General features: G+C 71.2%; 14 protein-coding genes and 1 pseudogene. 6 read left to right on the top strand and 9 right to left on the bottom strand.

Translation table 11 applies throughout. The annotated features are described in order from the left end of the window. Window positions 1-76: 76 nt before the first annotated feature. A complete protein-coding gene (locus QMK34_RS18825; RefSeq protein ID WP_326415396.1) occupies window positions 77-784 on the bottom strand; it encodes a type 1 glutamine amidotransferase domain-containing protein in 708 nt (235 codons plus the stop codon). 130 nt (window positions 785-914) lie between these two features. On the opposite strand from QMK34_RS18825, the gene QMK34_RS18830 reads away from it, so the two are divergent. Beyond that, window positions 915-1,820 carry a LysR family transcriptional regulator gene (locus QMK34_RS18830; RefSeq protein WP_326415397.1) on the top strand — a complete coding sequence of 302 codons (906 nt, stop codon included), beginning with the start codon at window positions 915-917 and terminating at the stop codon, window positions 1,818-1,820. Window positions 1,821-1,824: 4 nt separating this feature from the next. Here QMK34_RS18830 and QMK34_RS18835 read toward each other — a convergent pair whose 3' ends face one another. The 3 genes from QMK34_RS18835 to QMK34_RS18845 all read right to left on the bottom strand — a co-directional run bounded on the left by QMK34_RS18835 (window position 1,825) and on the right by QMK34_RS18845 (window position 3,600). Continuing rightward, on the bottom strand, window positions 1,825-2,931 hold the full coding sequence (locus tag QMK34_RS18835; RefSeq protein ID WP_326415398.1) for a glycoside hydrolase family 3 N-terminal domain-containing protein: 1,107 nt from the start codon (window positions 2,929-2,931) through the stop codon (window positions 1,825-1,827). 164 nt (window positions 2,932-3,095) lie between these two features. Then, window positions 3,096-3,344, bottom strand: coding sequence for a hypothetical protein (locus QMK34_RS18840; RefSeq protein ID WP_326415399.1), 249 nt, complete (start codon window positions 3,342-3,344; stop codon window positions 3,096-3,098). Window positions 3,345-3,393: 49 nt separating this feature from the next. Continuing rightward, on the bottom strand, window positions 3,394-3,600 hold the full coding sequence (locus QMK34_RS18845; protein WP_326415400.1) for a DUF2630 family protein: 207 nt from the start codon (window positions 3,598-3,600) through the stop codon (window positions 3,394-3,396). Between the two features lie 93 nt (window positions 3,601-3,693). On the opposite strand from QMK34_RS18845, the gene QMK34_RS18850 reads away from it, so the two are divergent. Next, window positions 3,694-4,425, top strand: a complete 732-nt coding sequence (locus QMK34_RS18850) for an alpha/beta fold hydrolase (protein WP_326415401.1) — start codon at window positions 3,694-3,696, stop codon at window positions 4,423-4,425. Window positions 4,426-4,450: 25 nt separating this feature from the next. Here the strand turns inward: QMK34_RS18850 and QMK34_RS18855 are convergent, their stop codons facing one another. Both QMK34_RS18855 and QMK34_RS18860 read right to left on the bottom strand, forming a co-directional pair. Then, complete coding sequence (locus tag QMK34_RS18855) at window positions 4,451-5,620, bottom strand: AAA family ATPase (RefSeq protein WP_326415402.1); 1,170 nt, start codon at window positions 5,618-5,620, stop codon at window positions 4,451-4,453. A 23-nt stretch (window positions 5,621-5,643) separates the two neighbouring features. Next, complete coding sequence (locus QMK34_RS18860; protein WP_326415403.1) at window positions 5,644-5,772, bottom strand: hypothetical protein; 129 nt, start codon at window positions 5,770-5,772, stop codon at window positions 5,644-5,646. A 115-nt stretch (window positions 5,773-5,887) separates the two neighbouring features. Here QMK34_RS18860 and QMK34_RS18865 point away from each other — a divergent pair, with 115 nt between their 5' ends. Next, window positions 5,888-6,784, top strand: coding sequence for a lytic transglycosylase domain-containing protein (locus tag QMK34_RS18865; protein WP_326415404.1), 897 nt, complete (start codon window positions 5,888-5,890; stop codon window positions 6,782-6,784). A gap of 38 nt (window positions 6,785-6,822) precedes the next feature. Here the strand turns inward: QMK34_RS18865 and QMK34_RS18870 are convergent, their stop codons facing one another. Next, entirely contained in the window at window positions 6,823-7,527 is a 705-nt protein-coding gene (locus QMK34_RS18870) for a FadR/GntR family transcriptional regulator (RefSeq protein ID WP_326415405.1), read from the bottom strand. A gap of 93 nt (window positions 7,528-7,620) precedes the next feature. On the opposite strand from QMK34_RS18870, the gene QMK34_RS18875 reads away from it, so the two are divergent. Together QMK34_RS18875 and QMK34_RS18880 are read left to right on the top strand one after the other, a co-directional pair. Further along, window positions 7,621-8,931, top strand: coding sequence for an MFS transporter (locus QMK34_RS18875; protein WP_326415406.1), 1,311 nt, complete (start codon window positions 7,621-7,623; stop codon window positions 8,929-8,931). A gap of 153 nt (window positions 8,932-9,084) precedes the next feature. Next, a pseudogene (locus QMK34_RS18880) lies at window positions 9,085-9,540 on the top strand (class I adenylate-forming enzyme family protein); the annotation flags it as partial. Window positions 9,541-9,696: 156 nt separating this feature from the next. On the opposite strand, the gene QMK34_RS18885 reads toward QMK34_RS18880, so the two are convergent. Beyond that, window positions 9,697-11,148 carry an aromatic amino acid ammonia-lyase gene (locus QMK34_RS18885; protein ID WP_326415407.1) on the bottom strand — a complete coding sequence of 484 codons (1,452 nt, stop codon included), beginning with the start codon at window positions 11,146-11,148 and terminating at the stop codon, window positions 9,697-9,699. Window positions 11,149-11,231: 83 nt separating this feature from the next. On the opposite strand from QMK34_RS18885, the gene QMK34_RS18890 reads away from it, so the two are divergent. Continuing rightward, entirely contained in the window at window positions 11,232-12,053 is an 822-nt protein-coding gene (locus QMK34_RS18890; RefSeq protein WP_326415408.1) for a MurR/RpiR family transcriptional regulator, read from the top strand. A 36-nt stretch (window positions 12,054-12,089) separates the two neighbouring features. Here QMK34_RS18890 and QMK34_RS18895 read toward each other — a convergent pair. After that, window positions 12,090-12,758, bottom strand: a 669-nt coding sequence (locus QMK34_RS18895) for an AMP-binding enzyme (protein ID WP_442785173.1), incomplete at its 5' end; no start/stop codon positions are given.

A 12,758-nucleotide genomic window follows, 5' to 3' on the forward strand; every position in this document is an offset into this window, starting at 1 on the left:
ATGGGGTTTAAGGTTTACGCAAACGGGGTGGGGGCGGCGCGCAGGGGACGGCACCCCGGTCCCGTGCGCCCGGCCGTTACTTCGCGACGCCCAACACCTCGAGTACGCGGCGCGCGGTGTCCACACTGGACTGCGGGTTCTGGCCGGTGACCAGGTTCCCGTCGACCACCACGTGACTCGCCCACGCCGGACCCGCTTCGACGTCCCCGCCCAGCTTCCGCAGCTCCGTCTCGACGAAGTACGGCGTGTTCACGCCGGTCCCGCCCTGGTTTTCCTCTTCGTCGGTGAACACCGTCAGCCGACGTCCTGCGAAGGCGAACCCACCGTCCGCGCCGATCGCCGAAAGCAGCGCCGCGGGCCCGTGGCACAGCGCGGCGACCACCTTGCCGCTCCCGTTGGCTTCGATCAGCAGCTTGCCCAGATCGGCGTCCTTGGCGAGGTCGGCCATCGGCCCGTGGCCACCGGGGATGTACACCGCGTCATAGCCGTCCAGCGACACGTCGGCGAGCGTCAGCGGCTTCGCGAGCTCGGCGCCGAGGGAATCGAGGTAGGTGCGGAACCCCTTGGCGTCCGCCTCGGCGACCCCGCCGCGGTCGTCGAGGCTGACCTCGTCGACCGTCGGCCGCACGCCGCCGGGTGTGGCGATGTCCACCTGGACCCCGGCCCCGGTGAGCACCTGGTGGGAAGCGGCGACCTCCTCGGCCCAGTAGCCGGTCGGGTGCTCGGTGCCGTCGGCCATGGTGAGGCTGTCGGCCCCGGAGACGACCATCAGGATCTTCGTCATCGTGGTACTTCGCCCTTCGTCGTTCGGCGCCGCCCGGTTCGTGGGCGGCCAGTGACCAGAACAGCCGAGACATCAGCGATCATCCCTTAGCATGGGCACTTGTCATCAGATAACTTATGACTGGAGCTCAGTGCCCGAACTCGACCTGCTGCACACCTTCGTCGAGATCCACCGAACCGGCTCGCTGACCGCGGCCGCCCGGCGGCTCGGCCTCACCCAGCCCGCGGTCAGCGGCCACCTGGCCCGGCTGGAACAGCAGCTCGGCGAACCGCTGTTCGTCCGCACCCGCCGGGGCGTCACGCCGACGGCCCGCGCGGACGAGCTCGCCCGGCGCGCCGGGCCCCCGCTCGACCGGCTGCGCGACGTCCTCACCGACGACGGCGAACCCGCCACGCGGCTCGGCGTCGTCCGGCTCGGCGGCCCCGCCGAGATGCTGACCACCCGGATCCTGCCCGCGCTCGCGCCGCTCACCGGCCGCGGGCTCAAGCTCCGCGCGACCCTCGGACTCGCCGAGGACCTGCTGTCCGCCCTCGAGGAAGAACGGCTCGACCTGGTCGTCTCCGCGATCCGCCCGGCGGGGCGCGCGGTGGCCGCCACCCCGTTCGTCGACGAGGAGTTCGTGCTCGTCGGACCGACCGCACTGGCCCGCACGATCGACCAGGAACTGCTGGCCGCCGACCCCGTCAAGGCACTCGCGCACCTGCCGCTGGTCGCCTACGCGGACGAGCTGCCGATCATCCGGCGCTACTGGCGCGGCGAGTTCGGCCGCCGCCCACCCAACGAGGTGGCGGCCGTGGTGCCCGACCTGCGGGCGGTGCTGGCGCTGGCGATCGCCGGGGCGGGCGTGTCCGTGCTCCCCCGCTACCTCGTCGACCCCGCGCTGGCGGCGGGCTCGCTCGAACCGCTCCACCAGGCGGCCGTCCCGCCGCTGAACACGCTGTACCTCGCCACGCGCGTCGGCGGGCTCGCCGACGCGTCCGTGGCGCTGGTCCACCGCAGGCTGCTGGCCAGGGCGCGGTCGTGGGGTTCGCTGTGAAGCGTCAGTGCAGGCTCGAGCGCAGCGCGGACACGCGGTCGGCCGACGCGGTGAACGCGGCCTGCGGCAGCGTGCCGTTGCCGAGCGCGGCGGCGAGACCGGAGACGACGTCATCGCCCTGGGCGACGTCCCTGGCCGAGGCGAGGATGAGGTCCATCCCCGCGCCCGCGGCCAGCACGGCGCGGTTGCCCGTCGAGCCGTAGTTCCGCAGCGCCCCGGCTTCGAGCGCGTCGGTGATCGTCACGCCCTGGAAGTTGTTGCCGTGCCTGAGTTCCTGCTGGATGACGGTGGACGACAGACCGGCGGGCCGGTTGCCGTCGAGCGCCGGGTACACGGCCCACGAGAGCATCACCAGCTTCACGCCCGCACCCACCGCGCCGGAGTAGGGCGCTTCGTCCTTCGTGCGGAGGTCGGACAGCGAGACGTTGAGCGTCAGCGGCCCGGTGTCGGTGTTGCTGCCCGCGGGAGCCGCGCCGAGGCCGGGGAAGTGCTTGGCGGTCGCCGCGACGCCGGTCGCCTGCTGCGCGGTGACGAAGTCGCGGCCGAGCACGCCGACGGTCCGCGAATCCATGCTGTACGAGCGGCCGTACTGGTCGATGAAATTGCCAGCCTGACGGTAGACGTCCAGCACCGGAGCGAGATTGACGTTCATCCCGGCGCTCGCGAGGTTGTTCCCCGCGCCGGTACCGGCCGCCTTCGCGGCGCTTTCCGGGTCGGCCGCCTGCCCGACCTGCTTCTCCGACAGCACCGGCTCGTCGGGCAGCCGCCGCACCTGGCCGCCCTCCTGATCGGTCATCAACAGCAGGGGCAGCTTCACCGGGCTCTGAGCGGCAGCGTCGCGGAGCTGCGTGACCACCGACGCGATCTGCGCGGTGCCGGAGATGTTCTCCCCGAAGAAGATCACGCCCGCCGCCTGGCCGGTGCGGATCCGCTGCAGCAGGGTTTCGGGCGGGGTCAGTCCCGGATAGGAGTAGATGACGCGCTGGCCGGCGAGCTGCTGCGGGGTGAGCGACCGCGGCTCGGCCGCGGCGCCGACGGCGGCCACCGTGCTGCCCAGCACCACCGCGACGACCAGGGCTTTGAGTGTGCGTCGACGTGTCACACGGATCATCGGCAACTCGACCTCCTCGGGGACCGGACGGCGCATCACGATAACCCGGACGAGTGACGGAAGAAACTTTCCACCCGATTGGCCGGTCGGGTGTTTTGTCCCTTGCTCCCAGTCTGTTCGGTCAGTCAGTCCCGTCAGTCAGTCCCGTCAGTCAGTCCGGTCAGTCAGTCTTCCTCCGGCACGGGTGCGGGCAGCTGGGCCACCGCGACCGCGAGCAGCAGCGTGTACTCCCCCGCGATGGCCGCCGGATCGGTCACGTCGACCCGGCCCAGCATCTGCTGCACGAGCGCGAAGGTGGCGCCCTCGCGCCCATGTTCCTTCTCCAGCTCGGCGAACCCGGCCCGCAGGACGTTCACCTTGTCCCGGTAGTTCGCGATGATCTGGTCGGCGGTGCCGACAACCTCAGGGTCCATGCGGTGATCCTCCCGTCCGGCGCCCGGCGCGGCGCGTCGGCTTCCGATGTCAGCGGGCAGGCGGGTCGTCGTCGAACGCGGCCAGCGCCTGCCGCTGGCGCAGCAGCGCGACATAGCCGTCCAGCTGGTGTTCGAGCTGCTTGAGCCGCTCGCGCTGCTCGGCGGTGAGCCCGCCGCCCGCCAGCGCTTCCTTGCGCAGCCGGTGTTCCTCGTCGATCAGGTCGTTGATCCGGTCGGTGATCTCATGTCGAGCCATGCTGTGCCCCTCCGACGAGCCTGAGTCCGGGCGCCGCGTCCACACTCTGCCACGATTCCCCCGCGCGCCGGGGGTGAGCGGTACGTTGGTCCTATGATCGTCTTCGTGCACGGCGTCCCGGAAACGGCCGCCATCTGGCGCAAGGTCCGAGCTCTGGTCGGCGGCGAGTCCGTCGCACTGGAGCTGCCCGGCTTCGGCTGCCCCCGCCCCGAAGGATTCGGGGCCACCAAAGACGACTACGCCGCCTGGCTGGCCGGCGAACTCGCGAAGTTCGACGAGCCGGTCGACCTCGTCGGGCACGACTGGGGCGCCCTGCTCACCTACCGAATCGTCGCCACCCACGGCGAACTGCTGCGTTCCTGGGTCGCGGACGTCGCCGGCGGCATCCACCGCGAAGCCGTCTGGCACGCCTTCGCCAAGATCTGGCAGACGCCCGGCGAAGGCGAGGCCTTCTTCGAGAAGCAGCTCGCGGCGGGCCCGGAAGCGAGTGCCGGGCGCTACGAAGGCTTGGGCCTTTCGCCGGAAGACGCCCTCGAGCTCGCCGCCGGCGCCGACCCGGCCATGGCCTCGAGCATCCTCGACCTGTACCGCTCGTCCACCCCGAACGTCCACGCGGACTGGGGCCCGGTGAAGCCGTCGAGCACGCCCGGCCTGGTGCTCCACGCCTCCGAAGATCCTTTCAGCGGCGAGAAACGGGCCGTGGCCACGGCCGAACAGCTCGGCGCCCGGTACGAGCGGCTCGACGGGGTCGGCCACTTCTGGCCCTACCAGGCACCAGAGCTCGGGGTCGCGGTCATGCAGGACTTCTGGTCGTCGCTGTCCTGAGGGTACTGCACTGAAAGGGATTCTTTCAGCGCTTGGGCCAGGTCCAGGAAGGACGGTCGAGCAAGCCCTGGCCCTCGATCCGGGTCTCGCCGAAGTCCTTCACCAGCGCGACGGTGTCGAGTTCGGGCGCGATCACCTCCAGGCTCCGGATGAGCGGCGCGGAATGCGAGACGACGACGATCTGGGTCTTCGCGGCGGCCATGGTGATCAAGTCGGCGAGCGGCTGCAGCAAGTCGGGGTGCAGGCTCGTCTCGGGTTCGTTCAGCACGAGCAGCTCCGGCGGGCGCGGGGTCAGCAGCGCCGCCACCCAGAGCAGGTAGCGCAGGGTGCCGTCGGACAGTTCCGCGGCACCCAGCGGACGCAGCAGGCCGTGTTGCCGAAGCTGCAGTTCGAACCGGCCGTCGTGGTTCCCGATGTCGACGCGCGAGCCAGGGAAAGCGTGGTCGACGGCCTTGGCGAGCATGTCCGGCTCACCGGCCTCCTCGATGGTGCGCAGCGCCGCGGCCAGGTCACCGCCGTCGTGGCCGAGCACGGGTGTGCGGGTGCCGATCCGGACGCTCCTCGCCGGTGCCCCCGCGTCGGTGCGGAAGTGGTCGTAGAAGCGCCACGAACGGATGCGTTCGCGGATGAGGAGCAACTCGGGCGTCCGGCGCGGGTCGCCGTACTCGCTGAGCAAACTGTCTCCGAGCCGGATCCGGTCGGCCTGGTCCGACCAGGCACCGGACTGGTCCCTGGTGCGGACGATCCCGTTGTGGCGCTCGGCGAGCAGGGTGGACGGTTTCAGCACCGGCCCACTCCACACGGCCTCGCCCTTGATCTCCGGATCGAGCGTGAAGTACGAGTCCCGTTCCGGCGCGGGCAAGCCGAGGTCCAGCGCGTAGCCGAACTCGTCACCTGCGAAGCCGAGCCGCAGCCCCACCGGCTTTGTCCGGGCGGTGCCCTGCACCGGAGCGCGGCCCTGCCGGACGGATCTGGCCACGGTTTCCGGCCCCGCCCACAGCGTCGACGGGAGGCCGCCCTCTCTCGCCAGCGCGGCGACGGCGCCGTTGCGGGAGGCGTCGGCGAGCAGGCGCAGCGCGCGGTACAGGCTCGACTTCCCCGTGCCGTTCGCCCCGGTGACCACCGTGACCCGGCCCAGCGGCAGGACGAGGGAACGCAGGGAGCGGTAGTTCTCGACGGCGAGAGTGGTCAGCACCAGATCGAGGGTAGGCGAACCCCTCAGCTGGGGCCGCCGGAAATGAGCCAGAGCGTGATCTCCAGGTCCCGACGGCGGCGACGCTCCTCCTCGATGTCGGCCTGCTCGTCCCACCACTCGTTGACCCGGTCACGATCCATGTCACCGTCCATCGGAGCCTCCCCGTTCCGACGATAAACCGCCCGCGGCCGAACCGGCACCGAATGCGGGCCCGGCCGGTTATGTCCAGCGACCGGCCCCGCCGCGGATCCCCGTAGCGTGGAGCCCGTGACCTTTCCCTTCCCGCCGCAGGCCGACTCGGACCAGCAACCCGGCGACAGCTGGCTCCACGAGGACGAAACGCCGCAAGCGCGGCGGCCGAGCGGGCGACGGGCAGGCTGTTTCCTGCTGGTGGGCGTGCTCCTGCTGGGCGGGCTGGCCTGGGCCGTGACCCACGTCAGCGACCTGCTGCCCACGCCCGCCGCGCCCACCGCCGCCGGGAAACCGCCGTTCTACGTCCCCGTGCTCGAACCGGCGCCCCGCACCTCGATCCCCGGCCCCGCGGGGCAGGCGCCCGCCGAGAAAGCCGCCGCGCCCACCGCTTCGGGCGCCGAGTCGTATGAGGCGTGGATCACCCGGGTTTCGGGCGACACCGACATCCCGCCGCGGGTCCTCAAGGCCTACGTCGCGGCCGAGAAGGCGCAGCGGTCGTCGACCGCGAAGTGCCACATCACCTGGGCCACCCTCGCCGCGGTCGGCCGCATCGAGTCGAAGCACGGCAGGCACGACGGTTCCTCGGTCGACGCGCAGGGCCTCGACACGCCACCGGTGATCGGCCCCGCCCTCGACGGCTCCCCCGGTTTCCAGGCCGTCGAGGACACCGACAAGGGCGCGCTCGACGGGGACGTCACCTGGGACCACGCCGTCGGGCCGATGCAGTTCCTGCCCGACACCTGGCGCCGCCAGGGCGTGCGGGCGAGCGGCGACGGCGCCAAGCCTGACCCCCAGAACATCGACGACGCCGCGCGCACCACCGCCCGGTACCTCTGCAACCGGGGCGGCGACCTGGGGACCCCGGCCGGGTGGTGGACCGCGGTCCTGACCTACAACGCCTCGGTCAGCTACGGCCAGGAGGTCTTCAGCAACGCCGACGCCTACGGAAAAGTCGCGCTCGGGCAGCCATGATCCGTGACCGGAACCGACGGCGTCGAACACTCTCCTTCTCAATCCTCGTCAGGATTCCAGCTGAGCAGCCGGACGCGGCGGACGGTCTCCAGGTGTTCCCGCATCGCGGCGATCGCGGCCGCCGGGTCCTGCGCGCGGATCGCCGCGGCGATGCGGACGTGCTGGGTCAGCGACCGGGCGGGCCGATCGGGCTGCTGCAGCGATTCGTGCCTGCTCTCGGCGATCTGCTCGCCGATCTCCCGCATGAACTCGGCCAGCAGCGCGCTGTGCGCGGCGGCGGTCACGGCCGCGTGGAACAGGCGGTCGCCGTCCTCCCCGAGCCTGCCGTCCCCGATCTCGGCGCCCATGACCTCCAGTGCCGCCTCGATCGCGTCGAGATCATCGTCGTCGCGGCGCAGGGCGGCCAGCTCGGCGAGCTTCGTTTCGAGGGCTTCGCGGGCGTCGAGGACGTCCGGGAGCCTGCGGCGACGCTCGACCAGCGCCGCCACCGGCTCCGGGTCGAGGGTGTCGGCGCGCAGGTAGACCCCGCCGCCATGACGGCTCTCCACCAGTCCCTGGACCTCGAGCACCACGATCGCCTGCTTGATGGAGGCACGGCTGACCCGCAGCCGCTCGGCCAGCTCCCGCTCGGGCGGCAGCCGGTCGCCCGTCTTGAGACCCTGGCCGTCGACGTGCTCGCGCAGCTGGGCCATCACCTGTTCGTACAACCGGGGACGGGTCACCGGACGGAGTGAATCGGCCACGGACGCAGGACTCCTTGACAGGGAAACGCGAGCCTAGCAGTGTGCCAGGTCACAGTACTGCTGGATGAGTGGCTGAGCCAATGGAGGCCCGTGATGCCGCGACCGAGCACCCCGTCCCGCCCAGACCGACGTCGCGCCGTCATCGCCAGCACCATCGGCACGACCATCGAGTGGTACGACTTCTTCCTGTACGGCACCATCGCCGCCCTCGTGTTCCCGCACCTGTTCTTCCCCGGCAGCTCCCCCAGCGCGGGCGTGCTGGAGTCGTTCAGCACGCTGTTCGTGGGGTTCGCGGCCAGGCCGGTCGGCGCGGCGATCTTCGGGCACTTCGGCGACCGGATCGGCCGCAAGGCCACCCTGGTCACGACGTTGCTGCTGATGGGGTCCGCCACGGTACTGATCGGCCTGCTGCCCGGCTACGCCACGCTCGGCTCGGCCGCGCCGCTGCTGCTGACCCTGCTGCGGATCGTGCAGGGCATCGGCGTCGGCGGCGAATGGGGCGGGTCGGTGCTGATGGCGATGGAGTGGGGCAGCGCGAAACGCCGTGGCCTGATGGCGAGCCTGCCGCAGCTCGGCGTGCCGCTGGGCCTGCTGCTCTCGACGGGCATGGTCAAGCTCTGCACCTCGATCAGCGGCGGCGAGTTCGAGAACTGGGGCTGGCGCGTGCCGTTCCTGTTCAGCGTCGTGCTCATCGGGATCGGCCTGTGGGTCCGGCTGCGCGTGGTGGAGAGCCCCGAATTCGCCGAGGTCAAGAAGACCGGGACGGTCGAGCGCCAGCCGGTGTGGACCGCGGTGCGCAAGTACCCGCGCGAGATCCTCACCTCCGCGTTCATCCGGCTTTCCGAGCAGGCGCCGTTCTATCTGTTCATCACCTTCGTGCTCACGTACGGCACGAAGGAGCTCGCCCTGCCCCGCGCCGAACTGCTCGACGACACGCTGATCGCGGCGGCCGTCGGGCTCGTCACGGTGCCGTTGTTCGGCCACCTTTCCGACCGGTTCGGCAGGCGGCTGGTCTACGGCGTCGGCATCGTCTGCACCGGTCTGTACGCCTTCCCGTACTTCGCCCTGCTCGACACCCGCTCGTCCGGGATGGCGATGCTGGCCATCGTCGTGTCGCTGGTGGTCCACGACATCCAGTACGGGCCGCAGGCCGCGCTCATCGCGGAGAGCTTCGGCACCAACATCCGCTACAGCGGCGCGGGTCTCGGCTACCAGCTCGCCTCGGTCATCGCGGGCGGTCCGGCTCCGCTGATCGCCGCGGCAGTGCTGCAGAGCACCGGCTCCAGCACCGGGATCAGCTGGTACATCGTCGGCTGCGCGGTGGTTTCGTTCGTGGCGCTGATGTTGATGCCCCGGCGCGCGCCCGGCGAAGTCCCCACGGTGGCCGCCTCGGCGCAGGCGTGAGCGGGTGCTGACCTCGGCCGCGACGCCTTCGGCCGCCGGACAAGCTCTGGTCGGCGAGCTCGACCTGGCCGGGAAACGCCGGTTCGCCGTGCTGACCGACGGCGCCGCCCGGCTCGTCACGTTCGGCCTTTCGACCTGGGCTGAAGCCCTGGACGGTCCAACACGAACCTCGAGGGCTACTGGCAGAACCCCGAAGAAACCGCCCGAGTGCAGGAGGGCGACTGGTTCCACACCGGTGACGGGGGTTCCTACACCGACGGCTACCTCACCATCGCCGACCGCAAGAAGGACGTCATCATCACCGGCGGCGAGAACGTGTCGTCGATCGAGGTCGAGGACGCGCTCAGCTCGCACCCGGCGATCCGGGAGGCCGCGGTGATCGGCATCCCGGACGAGAAGTGGGGCGAGCTCGTGACCGCGCTGGTGGTGACCGACGGCAATGTCACCGGCGAGGAACTCATTACCCACTGCCGCGCGCACCTCGCCGGTTACAAATGCCCGAAGCGGGTGGAGTTCCTGGCGGAATTGCCAAGGACGGCCACCGGCAAGATCCAGAAATTCAAGCTGCGCAAGCCTTTCTGGGAGGACACCGGGCGGCAGGTCAATTGACGACGTAACTTTAAGTCGGTCCGCGCCCAGCTCGGCTCGCAGGGGGTCGGCCCCACCCGGATCGCCGCCGCGAACTTCGACCGTTTCCCTTCGCTGCGAACCGATCCCGACCACATCGAGGTCGGCTGGGTGCCGCGCATCCGCTGACGCGGACGCTCAGAAAGCGGCGAGCGAATCGACGAGGCCCTCGGCCAGCCGCACTTCGTCGCTGAGGGAGTGGTCCCCCTCGACGAAGGGCAGCCGCTGGACGGCGAGATCCAGCGCGTCCCGCACCGGGGAGTGCGCCGGTTCCGCGCCGGACAGGCGCAGCGCGCGGACGGCGCCGAGCAGCTCGCAGGCCAGCACCGTCCGGTACGCGCCGATCGCCGCCGCGGTGCTTCGCACGGCGTGCGTGGAGAAACTCGCGTGGTCTTCGAGGCCGCGGGAGATCACCGCGGTGCCCAGCGTCACCGGCGCGGCCAGGTGCCGCAGCTGGCCGAGCGAGTCGTGCGAGACGTACTCCAGGATCATGATCCCGGAGCTGCCCGCGGGCCCGGCCGCGAGGAACGGGGAAAGCCCGGTGAGGTCGGGCTCGACGAGGTCGCTCAGCCGCGCGGTGGACAGCTCGGCGACGTGGTGCAGCGCCGCGCGCAGGTGATCGAGGGTCAACGCGAGATACGCCGTCGAGAACTGCCCGTGGTGGTAGACCTCCTCGGTGTCGACGTCGATCAGCGGGTTCTCCGCGGCGGCGTTGAGATCGATCGTCAGCACGCGTTCCAGCGCGTCGGCGGCGTCGAGCGCCGGGCCGTGGACCTGCGGGAAAGCCCGCAGCCCGAACGGGTCCTGGATCCGCCTGCCCGCCGGGACCTCGCCACCGGAGCTGAGCAGGCGGCGCATTTCCGCCGCGCAGCGGACCGAGCCGGGATGCGGCCGGGCGGCGTGCACCCGCTCGGAGAACGCCTCGAGCGACCCGCCGAGCGCGCAGAACGACAGCGCCGCGACCACGTGACTCGCCCTCAGCAGGCGCCGCAGGTCGTGCCAGGCGAGGACGGCTTCGGCCAGCGTCGCGGCGTTGCTGGAGATGAACGCGAGCGCGTCGCCGGGGCTGATCGCGACCGGGTCCAGCGAGCCGACCGCCCAGGGCCGCTGCCCGGCGATGGTCAGCGCGATCTCGGCCAGCGCCGTGAGGTCGCCGGTCCCGATCGCGCCGCGTGAGTGCACCATGGGCACCGCGCCTACGCGCAGGGCGGTCTCCAGCGCGTGCAGCAGCCGCGGGTGCACCCCGCTGCCCGCCGCGGCGAGCTGGTTGAGCCGGATGACCAGCGTGGAGCGCACGACACTGTCCGGCAGTGGGTCGCCGGTGCCGCCCGCGTGGCTGCGCAGCAGGCGCAGCCCGTGCTGGTCGGCGCTGTCGGGGTCGACCACGGTGTGGCGGTTCGCGCCGACACCGGTCGTGCGTCCGTAGACCGCGCGCTTGGCGCCACTGTCCACAGCGAGCAGGTACGCCTTCTCGGCGCGCAGGACGGCATCCGCGTCGAGTTCGGCCGAGGCGCTGCTGCGGGCGATGCGGACGACGTCGGCGCAGCTCAGGCCGCTGCCGTCGATCCGGATCCGGCTGGTGTCCGTCATGGGCTCCCTCTTGACAACATTCCATTCATCTCTAATTCTGCATGAAACTCTTCATTCTTCGAGAAGGCAAGGGTGGGTCACCGGTGGCAGCGTCGCTCCAGGAGATGTTCGCCGCGCACCGGTTCACGCCCGCCCAGCGGCGGATCGCCGGCTACCTCGTCGCCAACGCCGAGGACGCCGCCTATCTCACCAGCACCGAGCTCGCCGAGCGAGCCGAAGTGAGCCAGCCTTCGGTCACCCGGTTCGTCGCGCTGCTCGGGTTCGACGGTTACGGCGCCTTCCGCAGGCACCTGCGCAGGTCGGCCAGCACGCCCCCGGCGACCCACAGCACGAAGTTCCAGGAAGGCCTCGACGAGGACCTGCGCAACGTCGCCGCGTTGCGCGCGCGGCTGGCCGACGACCAGCCACTGCGCGAGATCGGACGGCGGCTGGCCGAGTCGGATCCCTTGGTGGTCATGGGATTCCGCGTCTCGGCCGCCCCCGCCGCCCTCTTCGGCTACCTGGCCGCGAAGATCCATCCGGACGTCCAAGTGCTGTCCGGCGGCGGGAGCGTGCTCGGCGACCAGCTGCGGCACGCCAGCCGTCGCGGGGCGCGGGTGGCGATCCTGTTCGCCCTGCCGCGTTACCCGCGGGAGGCACAGGAAGCACTGGTGCAGGCACGCGAACTCGGGCTGCGCACCGTGTTGCTGACCGACAAACCCGTTTCCGCGCTGACCCCCGACGCCGACGACGTGCTCAGTGCCGGTGTCGCCTCGGAGTTCGTCTTCGACTCGCACGCGGCCGTCATGTCGCTTTCGGCGGCCCTGCTGGAAGCCATGACCGACGCCGCGGGCGCGCGGGCGCGGCAACGCTTGGAGAGTTTTGAAGAATACGCCGCCCAGCGGGAGCTCTTCCTCCCCGACTGACAGGACCCCGACTGACAGGACTGAGCCCGCCGGGCCTCAGCGGGCGAACCGCCAGGCGAAGGAGTAGCCGTCCAGCGCGGTCACGAGTTCGTCGAGCGTGTCGTGATCGGCCGGGTCGATCACGACCACGGGCTGGTCGTGTTCGAGTTCGACGGTGGCCAGGACGCCGTCGAGTTCCCGCGACGAGATCTCGTCCTCGACGACCCGGCGCAGCGCGTCGCGCCGCAGGGCGGGTTTGTACTGCTTTCCGATCAGCGTCAACGGGATCTCGGCGACCACGTAGACCTCCTTCGGCACCGCGGCGCGTTCGGGAGCGTGCTCGGCGGCCCACGCCATGAGGTCCTCCGGCGTCGTGTCCTCGCCGGAACGCAAGGTCACGTAGACGACGGGGACCTCGCCGGAATGCCGGTCGGGCCGTCCGACCGCAGCGGCCGCGGCGACCGCCGGGTGGCCCAGCATCGCCTCCTCGAGCCCGGCGGGGTCGAGGTTGTGGCCGCCACGGATGATCAGGTCCTTCGCCCGGCCGGTGAGGCTGACGAACCCGTCGGCGTCGACGCTGCCGAGGTCGCCGGTGTCGAGCCAGCCGCCGGTGATCTTGCCGCCGGGGTCCGGCACGAGGCCGTCGCCGGTGCGGCGCAGGTACCCCGGGAACACGTTCGGGCCGCTGATCATCAGCACCCCTGGCTCCCCCGGCGGCAGGTCGGT

This window comes from Amycolatopsis sp. H20-H5, from assembly GCF_035828755.1.
Taxonomy (GTDB): Bacteria; Actinomycetota; Actinomycetes; order Mycobacteriales; family Pseudonocardiaceae; genus Amycolatopsis.

Bases quoted from the DNA above. Each gene is read 5' to 3' on its own strand.
- QMK34_RS18825 (WP_326415396.1), bottom strand. From the start codon at position 784: ATGACGAAGATCCTGATGGTCGTCTCCGGGGCCGACAGCCTCACCATG.
- QMK34_RS18835 (WP_326415398.1), bottom strand. From the start codon at position 2,931: ATGATCCGTGTGACACGTCGACGCACACTCAAAGCCCTGGTCGTCGCG.
- QMK34_RS18840 (WP_326415399.1), bottom strand. From the start codon at position 3,344: ATGGACCCTGAGGTTGTCGGCACCGCCGACCAGATCATCGCGAACTAC.
- QMK34_RS18845 (WP_326415400.1), bottom strand. From the start codon at position 3,600: ATGGCTCGACATGAGATCACCGACCGGATCAACGACCTGATCGACGAG.
- QMK34_RS18850 (WP_326415401.1), top strand. From the start codon at position 3,694: ATGATCGTCTTCGTGCACGGCGTCCCGGAAACGGCCGCCATCTGGCGC.
- QMK34_RS18860 (WP_326415403.1), bottom strand. From the start codon at position 5,772: ATGGACGGTGACATGGATCGTGACCGGGTCAACGAGTGGTGGGACGAG.
- QMK34_RS18875 (WP_326415406.1), top strand. From the start codon at position 7,621: ATGCCGCGACCGAGCACCCCGTCCCGCCCAGACCGACGTCGCGCCGTC.
- QMK34_RS18885 (WP_326415407.1), bottom strand. From the start codon at position 11,148: ATGACGGACACCAGCCGGATCCGGATCGACGGCAGCGGCCTGAGCTGC.